The following is an 18,236-nucleotide window of genomic DNA, read 5'->3' on the forward strand; positions in this document are numbered from 1 at the left end:
AAAATGAAAAAAAATATCCTTTTCATCGCATTCCTATGTTTGGCGCTTTCAAACTGCGTGTCAGAAGATTATTATGGCCATTCTAACCAAAAAAAGATAGTGACATTTATACTTGAAAATCAGGTCGGTAATACTATAATTAACGAAACTCAACAAACTATTGAAGTTACTGTTTCGGCATCTGCGACTATTAAACAATTAAAACCAACAGAAATCACACTTTCTACATTTGCATCAATTACCCCATCCGAAAACCAAACTTTAGACTTTTCTACACCACAAATATATACAGTAAAAGCTGAAGATGGTAGTACCAAAACCTATACTGTAACCGTTAAACAAGAAGGAAGTGAACCTCAACTAGAAAATAGTAATTTTGACCAATGGTATATGACACCCAAAAATTATTATGAACCAGGATTGGACTCTAATTCTATTTGGGTCAGCGGGAATGCTGGCGTCACCACTTTGAGCACCGCCAATGTTACTCCCTTTACTATAAACGGAACTAATTTGGCGGCTAAACTGGTAACCCAAGATATGGGCAATTTAGCAGGACTGGTAGGACAACGTATGGGTGCTGGATCAATGTTTACCGGTAAATTTGAATTGGATTTATCAAATCCAATTAATTCAGCAAAAACTGGAATTCCGTTCGCAGCCAGACCCAAAAAATTTTCGATTGAATACGCCTATAATCCTGGATCTCCCTATTTAAATAACAAAGGGCAAATTCTAAACACCAAAGATGCTTGCGATATTTATGTCCTTTTGGAAAATAGGAACGGAACTACAACAAAAAGAGTCGCTACAGCCTGGTTTAGATCAGAAGAAAAAGTAATCGATGCCTTCAAAACATTGACTATAGATTTGACTTACGGGGAACTTAGTGGTAATTTTCCTGATTATCAAAAACCAAAAAACGGCTTATACGCTACTTCTAACGAAGCAGTTACCCACATTTCAGTAGTGTTTGCTTCTAGTTTCAAAGGTGATTTACTAGAAGGAGGAACAAATAGTACTTTACTGGTAAATAATTTCAAACTGATTTATTAACTAATTTTATAATTTGATTCTCATTAAGATTTGGCATAACGTTTTTACAAAGGAATATTTCCGTGTTTTCTGTTGGGTGTGACACTTTCTTTGTTTTCGAGCATACTAAATGCTTTTATCAATTTACGTCTCGTATCCTGAGGCAGAATCACCTCGTCGATAAATCCACGTTGAGCAGCAATATACGGATTGGCAAACAAATCGGCGTATTCATTTTCTTTTTCTAGCAGTTTGGCCTCGTGATCTTCGGCGTCGCTTATTTCTTTTTTGAAAATAATTTCCGAAGCACCCTTTGCTCCCATTACGGCAATTTCGGCTGTTGGCCAAGCAAAATTCATATCGGCACCAATGTGTTTTGAATTCATTACATCATAAGCTCCACCGTACGCTTTTCGAGTAATAACAGTAACTCTAGGCACTGTAGCTTCGCTTAAAGCATACAATAACTTGGCACCGTGAATAATAATTCCTTCCCATTCCTGATTGGTACCTGGCAAAAATCCAGGAACATCAACCAATACCACTAAAGGAATATTGAAACAATCACAAAAACGAGTAAAACGAGCTGCTTTTTTGGAACTTCTAACCCCTAAAACACCGGCCAAAAATAGAGGTTGATTGGCGATAATACCTACACTTCTTCCTGCTAGTCTTGCAAAACCAACGATGATATTTTCGGCATAATTTTTATGAATTTCAAAGAAAGAATCCTCATCAATTATTCCCGAAATCACTTCGTGCATATCATACGGCTTATTGGTACTGTCCGGAATCACATTGGCCAATTGCATACGCAGTTCGTCACCTAATTCATAAGGCAACTTTGCTGGCGTTTCTTTATTACTTTGAGGCAGATAACTCAACAGTCGTTTTAAATCATCTAAACATTCTTGGTCATTTCCAGAAGTGATATGCGCCACTCCCGATTTGGTTGAATGTGCAGTGGCCCCACCTAATTCCTCAGATGTAACCGTTTCGTTGGTTACTGCTTTCACCACGTTTGGACCGGTAACAAACATATAACTAGTGCCTTCGACCATCATAGTGAAATCGGTCATAGCAGGAGAATAAACGGCTCCTCCAGCACAAGGGCCCATTATGGCAGATATTTGCGGAATTACCCCACTCGCTTGTACATTTCTGTAAAAAATATCGGCATAACCACCAAGTGAACGCACGCCTTCCTGAATTCTGGCACCACCCGAATCATTCAAACCGATCATTGGCGCACCCATTTTGACCGCCATTTCCATTACTTTACAGATTTTTTCGGCATGAGTTTCCGATAACGAGCCTCCGAAAACAGTAAAATCCTGAGCAAAAATATAAACCAATCTACCGTTTATAGTTCCGTATCCCGTAATGACACCATCTCCGTAATAGATTTCTTTATCCATTCCAAAATCGGAAGTTCTGTGGGTTACCAACATTCCAATTTCCTCAAAAGAGCCTTCATCCATCAAATAATTTACACGCTCTCTTGCCGATAATTTTTTCTTTTCGTGTTGTTTTTGAATTCTTTTCAAACCTCCACCTAAAGATGCTTCAGCTATTTTATCGTTGAGTTCTTTTATTTTATTTTCCATGATATTTTAATTTGGTAAGCGTAAAACTTTTTGATCTTCAAAATACTGTTTCAAGGCAATAAGCGCTGCGATTTCGGCTTCTTTTTCCTTGTGGGCGACGATTACTTCGGGTGAATAGTATTTTTTTACGAAATTGGTATCAAATTTTCCGGAGCGGAAAGCTTCATGTTCGAAAACAAATTTGCCAAAAGGCAATGTCGTTTCCACTCCTTCTATTTTGTATTTGTCTATTGCTTTGAGCATAATTTCGATAGCTTCTTCTCTTGATTTTCCGTAGGTTATCAATTTAGACAACATGGGGTCATAATAAATCGGTACATCCATTCCTTGTTCGAATCCATTATCCACACGAATTCCTTCGCCTATGGGCAATTGATACATTTCTAAACGCCCAACACTTGGCAAAAAATCATTCATACAATCTTCGGCATACACTCGCAATTCAACAGCATGACCTTTAATTTTCAAATCTTCTTGTTTGATGGTCAACGCTTCGCCACGAGCGACTTTGATTTGTAGTTCGACCAAATCCACGCCTGAAATCATTTCGGTAACAGGATGTTCTACCTGCAAACGGGTGTTCATTTCCAGAAAATAAAAATTATCATTTTCATCGTATAAGAACTCTACTGTTCCTGCTCCGAGATAATCACAAGATTTAGCAACTAAAACGGCAGCTTCGCCCATTTTCTTTCTAATTTCAGGAGTCAAAACAGAGGAAGGCGCTTCTTCAATCACTTTTTGATGGCGTCGTTGAATGCTGCATTCTCTTTCGAAAAAATACAACACATTACCGTGACTATCCGCCATAATTTGAATTTCGATATGCCTAGAAGAGGCCACATATTTTTCAATAAAAACAGAACCATCACCAAAAGCGGCAATGGCTTCGCTAATCGCACGATTCATTTGAGACTCGAAATCACTTTCCTTATCTACAATACGCATTCCTTTTCCTCCACCTCCGGCCGAAGCTTTTATCAAAATAGGAAATCCAATTTTATGGGCAGTAGCTTTGGCTTCTTCAATATCGGTAATCGCGTGATCTACTCCGGGAACCATAGGAATATTGTATTTCAAAACGGCATCTTTCGCGGCTAGTTTGCTTCCCATTATCTCAATAGCTTTGGTTTTAGGGCCGATAAATATTATGCCATTCGACTCACATTCTTGGGCAAATTCGGCATTTTCACTCAAAAATCCATACCCCGGATGAATCGCATCTACGTTTAAAGCTTTGGCCACTTCGATAATTTTACTGCCCACCAAATACGATTTATTGGAGGGTGCTTCTCCGATCCAAACGGCTTCATCGGCAAATTTCACATGGGGTGAATTTCTATCTATTGTCGAATAAACTGCTACTGTTTTTATTCCCATTTTTTGAGCAGTTTTCATCACTCGTATGGCAATTTCTCCTCTATTGGCTACTAGTATTTTTTTCATCATTATTCAAATTCAATTAACAAATCTCCTTTTATCACAGAATCGCCCACAGCTACAGCAATCGATTTGATGACTCCATCTCGCGGCGAAAGCAAACTATTTTCCATTTTCATCGCGGTAAGAATCAGTAAATTATCATTTTCCTGAACCGTTTGCCCGACTTGGACATTGAGTTCTAAAATTAAACCTGGCATAGGAGCCTTCAGTTGCTTAATCACTTTGGATTGTCCCACTTCAAAGCCCAAATCTTTGATTAAAATATCGAGTGGATTAGCAATAACAACCTCGTAGAGACTATTATTGACTTTGACGGTATATTTTTTTTGATTGAATTCTGAAAAGATAATTTCAGCTTTGTAAGGAATGTGGTCTTGGAGAATGTGAAACTTGTTTTTTTGGACACTTACCGCGTCTAATTTCGAGGTGTTTTCGGTATTGAAATCAAACTCAAAAGTATCATTTACTTTAACTTTAAAATTGGAACTCATAACTGTAAATTTTATAGTATAAATTTAACTATAAATCATTTACAATTTACAAGCGAAACAAAATTTACAATGTCAGTAAGTTAATCTCGGAAAATACAATTATAATTTAGTGTTTTTTTGATTTTGCAGCCTTTTTTTTTATAATTTTCTTAAAATCAGCGCGATACCTTAATAATAAAACTAATTATTTACAAATCCAATAACCCCCGCTTCTGATTAGTTTTCAGCGGCTTTGACTATCTAAACAATTCAAAATTACCAAACTGCGTTTTAAAATTGGCTTTAATTTCTTGAAAGGAAGTACAAAATGACGGTTAGTTTTGCTTTTCTAATTCAAACTTTAAATTTATCGCTACGGTTTCAGCAATTTTATTTTTCACAACCGACGGAATTTCAATTTTAAAATCAGAGGTTTTAACTTTAAGCGTAGAAGTCAGATATAGCTTATTGCCAGAAGGCACAAAATTGATTTTAGTTTTAATATTTCGGGACTGTCCGTGCAGGGTCAAAACACCTTCGACTTCAAAAGCAGTTTTTTCAGACTTCATTTTAGCACCATCGTAATTGATTAATTTCCCTTTGAAAGTGGCTTTGGGAAATTGATCGCTTTCTATATAGTTTTCGTTGAAATGCTCTTCCATCAGAGGCACTTTAAATCGAAAAGCTTTGATTAAGGCTAGAACAGCAATTTCGGATGTTGAGGAATCAAACACGCAGGAAACCGTGTTATTTTTGGCAGCTACCTCTTCAAAAGCAGGCATAGATGCTTCAAATTTTATTTCACCAGAACGTGTAATGAATTTCTGCGAAAACAAAACTGTCGAAAATAATAATAAAAAAAGAGTACAAGATCGTTTTAGCATAGGAGTTCTATTTTAGTTTGGGTATCCGTTCGCAGCCCATTTTTTAATCGTATTGATTGTGGGTTGCGGCATTCGTCCTGATTGGGGCATAACCGAACCACAAGATTGATCATCTATTCTACAAATCATACTCCCGTTCTCTGCAGCGTCTCTAACTTGGGCGTAGGTTTCTAAAGTTGGGTTCTGACCAGCAGTTGCACTATGGCATGACAGACAATTGCTTTGGATAATGGGACGAACACTTTGACTATAAGTAGGATTTGCATTTTCGCCAGCAATTTCCTCATAAGTAGAGGATTCGCAAGAAAAAAGTATCAGCGTTAGGACGATCAGAATACTAAAAATTTTAAAAGCTTTCATAATTAAAAAACTCGATATAAGTTAAATCCAAAATAAATACCTTTTCCATCAGAAATCCCGTTCGCATTCGTAAAATAACTGACATCGTTCATTGCTTGACTATTTGAAAAAACCAATTGAAATATATGACCTCCCGTTTCTATGTCTAAACCTATTGTTGCAGGATTATGATAAAAACTGGAATCATTAGCATTCAATCGAAGAGCATATTCAGCATTGATGCTAATTCTTTTTGAAATTTTATACCTTCCGCCACCGGCCAATAAAAAATTATCTACCTCTTCAGACAGGGGTTCGTAAAGGTTTTTATGAATATAAATTGGAACTATTTCCATAGAAAAGCCAGTCGTAATTTTTCTTGAAATGAGCAATTGAGTACTAAAAGCCATTCGATCGGTACCTTTCAGTTCGGGAAATTCATCTGTGCTTAGTTTTGTATTTATATCCATTGTGTTATAGCCAACTATGGTAACAGGAAACCCCTGTTCTTCTTGATTTGCCAATTTATATTTTGCAGTTAGCTCGTAATTCTTGTTTAGCGTATGGCGCGACAGACCAACCGTCAACCAATTGGTCACGCCATAGAGCCCACCTATTTTGGTTAAAGCATTATCAAATCCGAAGAAATTATCAAAACCTTCTGTTAAATCTCCAAATCGATGTGCCACTAAAAAATACCATTCTCCTTTTGAGGCTAGTTTCGTAGACTGCATCGTACATATTTGCAATCCTTTGAAAGCCGCCGCCGTAATTTGACTTTTTGCAATACTGTCCGAATCCAATTCCTTTAACAAATCATCTTGTGCCTGGGCAATTCCAAAACAAAAAAAGAAACAAAAGAAATAAACAATTTTTGACATTTTCATACTAAATACTACTTTACAATTGAGCATTGATCTAATTTAAGTTCTTCCAAAAGGTCGTCATAACCGGTAACTCTTCCTTTTATTTTCAATCGACTGTCGGTTTCTACTTTCTCTATAACAAGTAATTGGCAGGAAACCTTATTGTCAAGTGTAATCACATCTCCTTTTACACTGCTCACCTTTCCCGAGATTTCAATTGCTTTATTTAGATACTTTTTTGATGCCATTTCAGAATCTGCTGAAAACTCTGCAAAAATCGCTACTGCCGTCACATCGAATTCCGACTTTTCAGTTTTTAAGTCTCTTCCACCACCCGTCATCACGTATTTGTATGAAAAAAAACATAGCAATAAAACAACTACGAGGCAAGACGTAACTATAATTTTTTTATTCATTGAAAAGAATTTTATAAATACTTTATTCCGAAGCTGCAATAGACTATTCTAGGATTATCTTTTTCCAAGATTTTTCTTTTTCATTTTGTAATTCTAAAAAATAAACGCCTTTTTGAATACCATTAACTTCTACTTGTACCTCTCGAGCATCATCGGCTACGGGAACTGTTTTTACCAAAGCGCCTAACTGACTGTATAGATTGATCTTAGAAAGTTTCGTCTTGGCTTTAATGAAAAATTCACCCGATGCAGGATTTGGATAGACCGAGGTCGCATTTAAAGAAAAATCTTCAACCCCTAAAGTGGTAAATGTTGCGCTAGCGAACCCTCTATTTCCTGTACCATGATTAGCTAGTGATGTGCTTGCTGATGCTGATCTTGCCCAAGCTAAATCAATAGTGTTTGTGGTAGCATAAGGTAGTTGAAAATCATTCGCATCCGAATTTGTGAGAGCTCTTTCGAGAGTTAAAGTTCTAACACCTCCAACAGGGGTCGGATTGCTAATTACTGTCCAATCTTGACTTGCATCTGTTGCAGGAGCACCCGTTCCAACATAATTTCTATCTGACAATGACGTGGTGTAAACTAGTACATCTCCATCAGCCATACCAAAACCACTTTGCACTCCCAATCCTATAGCGAACCATCTATCTGAGGGTCCTTTTAAGACTAAAGTAACTTTGTTGGTATTACTATTCAAAGTGAACTGAGCAGTCAGACCCGATGTAAGGACGATCGAAGCAGATTTTGACTGAGAAAACCCAGAAAAATGTAAGAGACAAAAAAGTAAAAGAGTAATTTTTTTCATAGTAATTTATTTTAATAAGTTTATAATTTCTTCATTATTAGAAAAAACAGCGTATTCGAAAGCTGTTTTGTTTTGTTTGCATTTTAGCGCTTTGTTGGCTCCCGCAGCAACCAATATTTTGACCATTTCTACATTTTTAAATTGCACCGCCAACATTAGTGCAGTTGTGCCATTGGCATCTGTCAAATCTAGGTTAGCCTTTTTACTTATTAATTCATCCACCAATTGGTACTGGCCTTTAACAACACAAGCCATCAAAGCAGTTCCATTTTTAGAATTATAATTAAGATCTGCATTTTGATTCATCAAAAATTTCGCCACCTCGTGATTTCCTCTATAGCAAGCCAAAATTAGCATACTTGACCCATTTTCATCAACGGCATTTACTATGCTTTTATCTTTTTCAAAAAGCGACTTCATCTCTGCTAAACTGCCTTTTCTAGCGATATCAAAACAATTAGTGTTTTGAGAAAAAACTACATTAAAACTCAGAAATAAAATTAAAATACAGACTTTTTTCAACTGAATTACTATTTAGGTTGCTAATGTAATAAATTTTATAGTTCATTTCGTATGAACATTTGTTAAATTAAAAAAACTGATTTTAAAGGGTTTAAACAAAAAAAAATAACCAAAGAAATTATATTTTACTCATCCCAATTTCGTTGCTGATTTTATAAACAATGATAAAAGTAGGAATGCATACAATGATGATCACTAAAATTATAATTTCACAAAACCAACAACCCAAATTCCCTCAAAGTGACAACAGGCTTGGAAAACCAAAACAACTCAAAGTCTTCCAAATGAGTTTCAAAATCGGATTTTATTTCTTGAAAGGAATAGATTTTCGCTTTAGAAACTGCTATTTTATTAAGTAATCGAACTAACCATTCGCCTTCATTTTTACCAGTTTGAATGCTAAAACTTTCCTTTTTGTCGTGAAAAGTCAGTTTCATCATTTCCCAAGAATTCCCTTTTTTGGATTTCGTGAAATGCTCTATAAGTGGCTTTCCTCCTAGCCAAACGATTTTGGCAGTAGGCTTTATATTGAAATCTTCCTCTTCCTCTAATGCATTGCCAATAAAATCGGGATGAATTTTGGTTTTCGGTATTTTGAAATCGAACCATTCTTGCAATTCATAGTCAAAACATATGCCGTGCATAAAATTAAACAAAGATTTCTTTAATCCAAAACTAAATTGATCGTGGTCGATTCCTGTTTTGTCGCGGTAGTTTATGTCATTATTGGCAAAAGTCCCAATGGTTTCGGTTTCTTTCACCACTCCAAATTTCTCTGGGTCCATTCCCACAGGACTGTGCGCCGTCATCGCAAATTGATGCCAAAAACCAGATTGCAAAACACCGACCTCAAACAATTGCCGCACCATTTCGAGACTGTCGACGGTTTCTTGAACGGTTTGTGTGGGATAACCGTACATCAAATAAGCGTGCACCATAATTCCAGCTTCGGTAAAATTTCGGGTCACTTTTGCTACTTGCTCCACCGTAACTCCTTTATCGATTAGTTTTAATAATCGGTCGGAAGCGACTTCGAGTCCGCCAGAAACGGCAATGCAACCCGACGCTTTGAGCAATAAACACAAATCTTGGGTAAAACTTTTCTCAAATCGAATGTTAGTCCACCAAGTAACGGATAACTTTCGACGCAGAATTTCGAGTGCCAAAGCACGCATTAATGCTGGTGGCGCCGCTTCGTCGACATAATGAAAACCATTTTGCCCCGTTTGCGCTATCATTTCTTCCATTCGATCGCACAATAAACTGGCGGCAATAGGTTCGTAGATTTTGATATAATCTAATGAAATATCACAAAAAGTACATTTCCCCCAATAGCAACCGTGCGCCATTGTGAGTTTGTTCCATCGACCATCACTCCACATTCGGTGCATTGGGTTCACAATTTCGATAACGGAAATGTATTTGTCCAAAAGCAAATCAGAATAATCAGGAGTACCGACTTCGGATTGTTTGTAATCACTTCGGGTGGAATTATTTTTATATACTACTTTGCCATTTTCAAGAAGGAAAGTACGTTTAAACTCATTGGAATTTGGAATTTGAATTTTGGAATTTAAAAGTTCTACCGGCAATTCCCCATCATCCAAAGTAATATAATCAAAAAACTCAAAAACCCGAGGATCGGAAAGCGAACGCAATTCGGTATTGGGAAAACCGCCACCCATCGAAATCTTGATATTTGGATGATGCTTCTTTACCCATTGCGCCGAGCGAAAAGCAGCATATAAATTCCCCGGAAAGGGAACAGAAATCAGAAATAATTCGGGTTGAATGGTTTCGATTCTTTCCTTTAAAAGCAAAATTAAAATTTCGTCGATATAGGTTGGTTCTTGTTGTAAAGCATTATATAATTCGTCGAAAGAATTGGCAGATCGCCCCAAACGTTCCGCGTAACGGCTGAAGCCAAAATTGGCATCGACACATTCTACAATAAAATCGGAAATATCTTCGAGGTATAAAGTCGCCAAATGCTTGGCTTTGTCCTGCGTTCCCATAGTGCCAAAAGCCCAATCGAGTTCCTCAAGTTGTGCAAAACGAGACGCTTCTGGCAAATAATCTTCCTGACAAATTTGGAGTGCCAAGGTTGGATTCTTCCCTTGCAAAAAGGCAATAACCGAGTCTATGGTTTTGATGTACTCGTCTTGTAGGGCAATTATGCGTGTTGAATTATCTGAAATGATTTGGTCAGAATCTTTAAAATTTAAACTTTGAACTTGAAACAAATTTTCAAGACCTTCTTTCGAAAACAATTTCAAAATCACTTCGATACCCAAATCGGCTTGCGTTGCTGAAATGTTTTTGGTATTCAGAAATCCTTTGATATAAGCCGTCGCTGGATAGGGTGTATTCAGTTGGGTAAACGGTGGCGTGATGAGAAATACTTGGGTTTTCAAAAGGAATTGTTTTGTGCAAAAATAGGAGATATTTATTGTTTTTCAACAAAATGCTTCACATACCAAGATTGCTTCACAATACTATAAAAACAATGTTCAGTCTGTGTTGCAACAATTAACATTTCAAATATAAAATTCATACAAATTTAATTGATTTAACACTAAATCGCTGATTTTTTTTATTTACTTTTGTGTGCAAAATTCCCACAATGAAGCTTAAAGTCCTACTACTGTTTGTCCTTTTTTATCAAGTTACTGTTGTTTTTTCCCAAGAAACAAATCAAATTTCATCCCATAAAATTTTATTAGAAGATAAAAATGGTCATTTAATTCAATCATTGGAAAAGCAAAACGAGTTGCTGCAAATTCGAGAAGAAAACAGGAAAAAAGAAATCCTGAATTTAAAAAAAGTAAATCTGAATTCGAAAACAGCAGCAGCGCAACAAGCGGTAGAAATGTGCACCAATAGTGGTTTCGAACAATTTGAAACTATAAGTGGCAGTAGCGTACTCAAGAATTTTCTCTATACTATAGGCGATCCGCCAGGCCCAACACAATGTCGGTCGATTACCAATACCGCCGATGCATACATCAATCGGTACAACCCGACCAATATGAACGTGATGGCGACCGGTGTATCTTCCAACCTTGTTGATCCTTATATGGGTGATATCAAGGCATTTGACCAATATGCGATCAAAATTAATCACGAAAACTCTTCTACTTATGGCTCTATTGTACAAGGTAAACGATTTAAAACGAATAATGAAAATTACCTGAAATTTAACTATAAAGCCGTATTGCAAACTGTATATAATAGCAGTCATACTGATAATCAGCCATTTGTTAAAGCAAGAATTTTAGATAAAAATAGGGTTGTTGTAAATGAATTTTGTTTAGTAGGAGACGAAAAAAATTGCATTTTCACCAAAGTTCCGAGTCAAACTTCGTCTTATGTTACACTTTACACTGCCAACTGGCAATCCGGGATATTAGACATTTCCTCGATACCTAACAATGAAGAATTTACGGTGGAATTTATGGCTTCAAGATGTGGTCTGGGAGGACATTTTGGCTATATGTATGTTGATGACATTTGTCTACTGCATTCTGCAGAAAATTTGCAAGGTGCTATAGAACTAGAACCTTTGAATAAAGTTTGTCCAAGTTTACCCCTTTCTGTTTGTGGAAATTATACTATCCCTAATTCGGGTGGAATTTCGGCGACAGTAAATAAAATTACTTTAACTGTTTATAACAGTAATAAAGTTTCTGTTTACAGTACTTCAACAACCACTAGCTTAGACACCACAAATAAAAAATTTTGTTTCACATTAAAGGCTACAGATTTTCCAAATAGCACCAATGCCAATTATAATGTCGGTGTACAAATAGATTATGATATTGCAGGAACCTCCTGCGCAGGAACCAGTTTTAACTCGGCCAAAGATCCTGATGCAAATCCGGGATGGGATATTTCTTTTTTAAATTGCAATGCAAGCTGTGATATTGATGTCACAACTGCAAAAATATCGCAATGCGATACAAATCGAGATGGAAATGAAACTTTTGATTTGTCCACATTAAATCCATTGCTAGTAACTTCTACTTCAGGGTTAAATTTTAGTTATTTCAAAAATTATGATGAAGCTGAAGCCAACTTGAATGCCATTACTAATTTTACCAGTTACCCAAGTTCCAGTACTTCGCTCTTTGTTCGAGTGAGTAAAAATACCACTTGCTATAAAATAATTTCGGCAAGTTTAGAACTAAGAAATCCTACAGCAAATATTACCGGTATTCTCAATGTTTGTTCCGGAAGCACAATACTAAAAGCCTCCTCAGGCTCGACATACCAATGGAGTACTGGTGAAACTACACAAAGCATTACGGTAACATCAATAGGAAAATATTCTGTTGTGGTGACCGATTCTTATGGCTGTAGTAGCGATGCTACTGTGGAAATAGAACCAAGCCAAACTGCTGTTTCGCCAATTTTGGAAATCACTCAACCCTCTTGTTTTTCGACCACAGGAACCATAAAAGTAACTTCGGTAGCATCGCAATATAGTTTTGATGACGGTTCAACTTGGAGTACCAGCAATACAAAGAGTAATTTGTATCCCGGAACCTATTTAGTAAAAATAAAAACAGTAAACGGATGTACTTCCTATTCTCAAAGTGTAACCATAACGGCTTCATCTACTTTATATCCAAATTATACATATGCTAATCCCTTGTTTTGTGGAGATACTGGTACCATTACCATCACTACTCCATCTGCATATTATAGCTTTGACGACGGTGTAACTTGGGTAAATGATGCCACGGCGTCCAATCTGAAACCAGGAGTTTATAAAATTCGTACAAAAGATTTACAAGGTTGTATTTCTTCAGCAAACAATGTTGTTCTTAGCAGTACTACATTAGAAACTCCAAATTATACTTTGGTGAAGCCCGCTTGCGCCGTTAAAGGCAGCATAACTATCGATACGGTTTCTGATTTTTACACTTTTGATGGAGGTACAACCTGGAGTACAAGTAACACCAAGAGTAATTTAGATCCGGGAAATTATTCCGTAGGAATTAAAAATGCTTTGGGATGTACTTCCTATTACACCTACATTTATTTATATGACTATCAATATTACAGTCCTGAATACACTACAGAGCAACCCGTATGCGGAAGCAATGGCAGCATCACTATCACCACGATTGCTGATTTCTATAGTTTTGACAATGGCACAACTTGGACTACCAATAACGTAGCCAATTTGCCTTATGGCTACTATCAAATAAAAGTAAAAAATAACGCGGGATGTATCAGTTCTTCAAATTATGTAGCTTTGAATCAACCCTACATTGATGCACCAATTATGAGCATTGAACAACCAACTTGTGGTGTAAACGGAAAAATCACGATTAATTCTATTTCTGATTTTTATAGCTTTGACAATGGCACAACTTGGACAACCCTAAATACTAAATCATTGGCTCCGGGACATTACTTTGTAATCACAAAAAACAGCATTGGTTGCACTTCCGCTCCTACTAGTGTTTGGTTAAATAATCCGAATATTGCCGAACCTGCGTATACTGTCATACATCCAACCTGTACAACAGCAGATAGCCTTACAATAAATACTGTTGCCGATTTCTACAGTTTTGATGGCGGCTACACTTGGGGAACCAGCTCATCTAAATCGAATCTTACTTCTGGCGGAAATTACACTCTTGCTATAAAAAACAATCTAGGATGTGTATCTTTAAATGTTTATGCTTCCGTTAATTACCCCAACCTGCCAGATCCTGATTACACGATTACTAATCCAAGTTGCGGCAATATAGGTAAAATTGTTTTCAACACTGTTGCCGATTTCTACAGCATCGATTCTGGTGGAACTTGGAGTACAAATCCTATTTTTAATAATTTAAGTAGTGGATATTATACCTTATTAATAAAGACAGCTACTTGCTCCTCACGATATATATCTGTTTATTTAGATCCCCAAAACTTAGCGTCTCCAAAATACACTGTAGTTCAACCAGCTTGTGGAACCAAAGGCTCAATAAGCATTACCACAACTGCTGATTTGTATACTATAGACGGATACAATTGGGTAACAAGTCCAATTTTTACTAATCTTTCTCCCGGTTATTATTACCCTAAAATAAAAAATGCCCAAGGTTGTGTTTCCACCTCAAATTCTTTAAATCTTCAAATTTTTTATCTTCCTGCACCTACTTTTACCACAACACAACCCACATGTGGACAAGGTGGAAGTATCACTTTTACAACTGTCGCAGCAGAATACAGTATTGATGGAGGCAATTCCTGGCGCACCAATCCTGTATTTAGTAATCTAAATTCTGGCTATTATAATCTGGTTGTGAAAAATGCCGCAGGTTGTACATCTTCACCTTATAGTTTTAACACGTCATTGAAACCGTATTATCTGCCAAATCCCGATTTTACTGTAGTTCAACCAACTTGTGGCACCGCTGGAAGTATTACTATTGCTACCGTTGCCGATTCTTATAGTTTTGATGGAGGTTCAACTTGGACTACAAACCCTAAACTTTCTGGACTCACTTCTGGATATTATAATATCGTAATTAAAAACGTAACCGGTTGCAAATCGTACGCTTTAACATTACATATAAACCCATTTTATCTACCTAATCCAAATATAAAAATTGTACAACCAAGTTGCGGAAATGGCGGGAGTATTACCGTTACTACTGCTGCTGATAAATACAGTTTTGACGGAGGTACTACATGGACTAGCAATCCCATTTTATTAAATCCTGCTGAAGGATCATATAATATTGCCATTAAAAATGCCACCGGTTGTCAATCTCGGTTGCAATATACTTACATTAATAAATATTATTTACCTGCACCCAATATCACTGCTATTCAGCCGACTTGTGGCAGTCCTTCAGGTACTTTAATAGTAAATACCACTGCAGATCAATACAGTTTTGATAATGGTGGAACTTGGACCACAAACCCTATAAAGAAAAATTTAGCTAACGGCTATTACTATATAGTAGTAAAAAACACTTTGGGATGTACCTCTAAGAGCGGTTATGCCTATATTTACTCACCACCAAATGTTCCTGTTGCGCCCGCTGTACAAGTTGTTCAACCCTCCTCGTGTGGAGCAACTGACGGTAGCATAACCATAACAACAACAGCGCAAAGTTATAGTTTCAATGATGGTAACAGTTGGACCACAAACCCAACAAAAATAAATGTAGGAGCTGGAACCTATATCATTAAAATTAAAACCAATTCGAATAGTTGTGATTCCTCCACCACTGTTGTAAATTTAAGTTCAGGCACGACCATTCCCGCACCTACTTATTCAGCAACCCCACCGAACTGTAGCGCTGCAAAAGGTTCCATCACTATTACTACCCCTGCCGCAACCTATAGTTATGATAATGGTTTAACCTACGTTTTTTCTAATACCAAAACAGATCTCGATCCAGGGATTTATTTTATAAAAATTAAAAATTTAGCGGGTTGCGTTTCTGAGGCTGCTACTGTCACTATTCCCTCACTATCTGCACTTCCAGCCCCCGATTACAAAGCAATTCAACCCGATTGCAACAACCTAACGGGATCAGTAACTATTAATACGGTCGCAGATTTGTACAGCTTTGACAATGGAATCACCTTTGGAACATCAAATAGTAAGGCTAATGCAAGCCCGGGAACCTATAATGTAATGATTAAATATAATTCTGGGTGTATTTCTCTTAGTACCCCTGTTACAATTGATGCCGCTCCACTAACTCCCGCTGCACCACAGGTTGTAGTCACAGACCCTATTGGATGCACCACTTCAACCGGTAGCATTATGGTTTCTACGGTTGCAAATCTTTATAGTTTTGATGACGGTCTGACTTGGATTACGAACAATACAGCTATTTTAGCGCCAGGAATTTATTCAATTCGAATAAAATACACTAATAGTTGCCCTTCAGTTGCCTATACTGCAACGATCAATCCACCTGCAAACGTACCTTCAATTCCAACAATCAGCGTTACCCAACCTCTGAGTTGTAGTAATCCCTTTGGCTCGATCGCCATAACAAGCCCTGCCTATCAGTATAGTTTTGATAATGGTGTGACGTATTCGACCAATCCACTTTCAGGAAATTTATCGGAAGGAACCTACCAGATTCGTGTAAAAAACAGTAGTGGTTGCGAATCCGAAGCCTTGTCTTTAATCATTCATGCACCAACAGATTACCCTTCCGAACCAACATTTACAACTATTCAGCCAGATTGTAATAATCTTAAAGGAACTATTACGATTACAAGCCTTGCCGCAGGGTATAGTTTCGACAATGGGGCCACTTGGACAAGCAATCCAACGCAATCAAATCTTGATCCAAAAACATACGATATCAAAATAAAAAGCAGCATTGGATGTGTTTCAAATGCTAGCACTGTTACCATCACAGCTTTTACAAATTTTATTCCACAACCTACATCAGCAAGCCCTCAAATATTCTGTATCCAACAAAATGCAACTTTAAATTCCATTGTAATCACAGGACAAAACATAGAATGGTACGATGCTTTGACAAATGGAAATCTTCTTGTCAATACCACTTTATTACAAAACGGAATAACATATTATGCTTCGCAAACCATCAACGGCTGCGAAAGTGATAGAGTTGCTGTTTTTATAAACATTCAAAATACAGCTGCGCCAACAGCAATTTCTCCACAAACATTTTGTGCCAGCCAAAATCCAACTTTATCCAATTTAACAATCACAGGAAGCACCATAAAATGGTATGACAGCACCGCTGCAGGTAGTCTTTTACCTGCATCAACTCCTTTACAAAATGGGCAAACTTATTATGCTACTCAAACCATAAATGATTGTGAAAGCACAACAAGGTCAGCCATTACAGTAGCACTAATTTCTACTTTGCCTGCTACAAATTTTGAAGAATTATTCTGTGATGACTTGAATGACGGTTCTGAAACCGTGAATTTAAGCAATTACATTTCTAATATTATTTCAAATACAACCAACTATAATTTCTCTTATTACACTTCTGTTTTGGGCGCCGAAAACGAAGCAGCAAGCAGTAAAATAGCAAATTTCACCAACTATAAATTGGCTTTGGGAGACAACAAAATCTATGTTCGCATCAATTCCAACACCGCCTGTTACGCCGTTGCCGAAATAAAATTAACTCTTTTTTCCAAACCATTTATCAATATTACCAACATTGTACCTCTTTGCGAAAGCAAGACCATCACTATTGATGCTGGCTCAGGATTTGATTCTTATCTGTGGTCCAATGGAGAGAAAACCCAAAAAATAATTGTCGCTAATCCAGGAACTTTTTCAGTGACAGTTACCAAGGATCATACTAGTCTAACTTGTTCGAGTACCAAAAATTTTATAGTGAAGCAATCAAACAAAGCTGTAATTAAAACTATAGAAATCAAAGACTGGACGGATCACGACAATATGATCACTGTTCTTGCTGATGGAGATGGGGAATATGAATATGCTATCGACGGCGAAAATTACCAAGATAGCAAAGTGTTTTCGGGATTAAGCAGTGGCAACTATACCGTCACCGTTCGGGACAAAAATGGCTGCGGAACGACACCACCACAAGAAGTAAATCTTTTGATGTTTCCAAAATTCTTTACTCCAAATGGAGACGGCTACAACGACAATTGGAAAATTAAATTTTCGGATGCTGAAGTTGGTTTAACCATTACTATATTTGATCGTTACGGAAAATTGATTAAAAATTTAGTTTCCAATTCCGACAGTTGGGACGGAACCTTTAACGGTGTAAATCTTCAAGCAGATGATTATTGGTTTATAGTAACTAGAGCCAACGGCAAAGAATACAAAGGGCATTTTAGTTTGAAACGGTAAAG

At 37.0% G+C, this 18,236-nt stretch carries 12 protein-coding genes; 2 read left to right on the plus strand and 10 right to left on the minus strand.

Going from position 1 to position 18,236, the window contains the following annotated elements; translation table 11 throughout:
• Window positions 1-3 precede the first annotated feature (3 nt).
• Window positions 4-1,056 (plus strand): PCMD domain-containing protein, encoded by a 1,053-nt coding sequence (locus E1750_RS05665; protein WP_133275843.1) that lies wholly within the window; start codon window positions 4-6, stop codon window positions 1,054-1,056.
• A gap of 44 nt (window positions 1,057-1,100) precedes the next feature.
• On the opposite strand, the gene E1750_RS05670 is transcribed toward E1750_RS05665, so the two are convergent.
• From E1750_RS05670 to E1750_RS05715, 10 genes are all read right to left on the minus strand, one after another.
• Entirely contained in the window at window positions 1,101-2,642 is a 1,542-nt protein-coding gene (locus E1750_RS05670) for an acyl-CoA carboxylase subunit beta (RefSeq protein WP_133275844.1), read from the minus strand.
• A 6-nt stretch (window positions 2,643-2,648) separates the two neighbouring features.
• On the minus strand, window positions 2,649-4,088 hold the full coding sequence (accC, locus tag E1750_RS05675) for an acetyl-CoA carboxylase biotin carboxylase subunit (protein ID WP_133275845.1): 1,440 nt from the start codon (window positions 4,086-4,088) through the stop codon (window positions 2,649-2,651).
• A gap of 2 nt (window positions 4,089-4,090) precedes the next feature.
• Complete coding sequence (locus tag E1750_RS05680; RefSeq protein WP_133275846.1) at window positions 4,091-4,576, minus strand: biotin/lipoyl-containing protein; 486 nt, start codon at window positions 4,574-4,576, stop codon at window positions 4,091-4,093.
• A gap of 314 nt (window positions 4,577-4,890) precedes the next feature.
• On the minus strand, window positions 4,891-5,439 hold the full coding sequence (locus tag E1750_RS05685; RefSeq protein ID WP_133275847.1) for a YceI family protein: 549 nt from the start codon (window positions 5,437-5,439) through the stop codon (window positions 4,891-4,893).
• Between the two features lie 12 nt (window positions 5,440-5,451).
• Window positions 5,452-5,799, minus strand: a complete 348-nt coding sequence (locus tag E1750_RS05690) for a hypothetical protein (RefSeq protein ID WP_133275848.1) — start codon at window positions 5,797-5,799, stop codon at window positions 5,452-5,454.
• A gap of 2 nt (window positions 5,800-5,801) precedes the next feature.
• Window positions 5,802-6,659 (minus strand): DUF5777 family beta-barrel protein, encoded by an 858-nt coding sequence (locus tag E1750_RS05695; protein WP_133275849.1) that lies wholly within the window; start codon window positions 6,657-6,659, stop codon window positions 5,802-5,804.
• 14 nt (window positions 6,660-6,673) lie between these two features.
• Complete coding sequence (locus E1750_RS05700) at window positions 6,674-7,060, minus strand: OB-fold protein (RefSeq protein WP_133275850.1); 387 nt, start codon at window positions 7,058-7,060, stop codon at window positions 6,674-6,676.
• Between the two features lie 43 nt (window positions 7,061-7,103).
• On the minus strand, window positions 7,104-7,868 hold the full coding sequence (locus E1750_RS05705) for a T9SS type A sorting domain-containing protein (protein WP_133275851.1): 765 nt from the start codon (window positions 7,866-7,868) through the stop codon (window positions 7,104-7,106).
• Between the two features lie 6 nt (window positions 7,869-7,874).
• The gene (locus E1750_RS05710) at window positions 7,875-8,390 is read right to left on the minus strand and encodes an ankyrin repeat domain-containing protein (RefSeq protein WP_133275852.1); all 516 of its coding nucleotides are present in this window, start codon (window positions 8,388-8,390) and stop codon (window positions 7,875-7,877) included.
• Window positions 8,391-8,599: 209 nt separating this feature from the next.
• The gene (locus tag E1750_RS05715) at window positions 8,600-10,804 is read right to left on the minus strand and encodes a B12-binding domain-containing radical SAM protein (RefSeq protein ID WP_133275853.1); all 2,205 of its coding nucleotides are present in this window, start codon (window positions 10,802-10,804) and stop codon (window positions 8,600-8,602) included.
• Between the two features lie 209 nt (window positions 10,805-11,013).
• On the opposite strand from E1750_RS05715, the gene E1750_RS05720 reads away from it, so the two are divergent.
• Window positions 11,014-18,234, plus strand: a complete 7,221-nt coding sequence (locus E1750_RS05720; protein ID WP_133275854.1) for a T9SS type B sorting domain-containing protein — start codon at window positions 11,014-11,016, stop codon at window positions 18,232-18,234.
• Window positions 18,235-18,236: the final 2 nt, after the last annotated feature.

Source organism: Flavobacterium nackdongense (genome assembly GCF_004355225.1).
GTDB classification, from domain to species: domain Bacteria; phylum Bacteroidota; class Bacteroidia; order Flavobacteriales; family Flavobacteriaceae; genus Flavobacterium; species Flavobacterium nackdongense.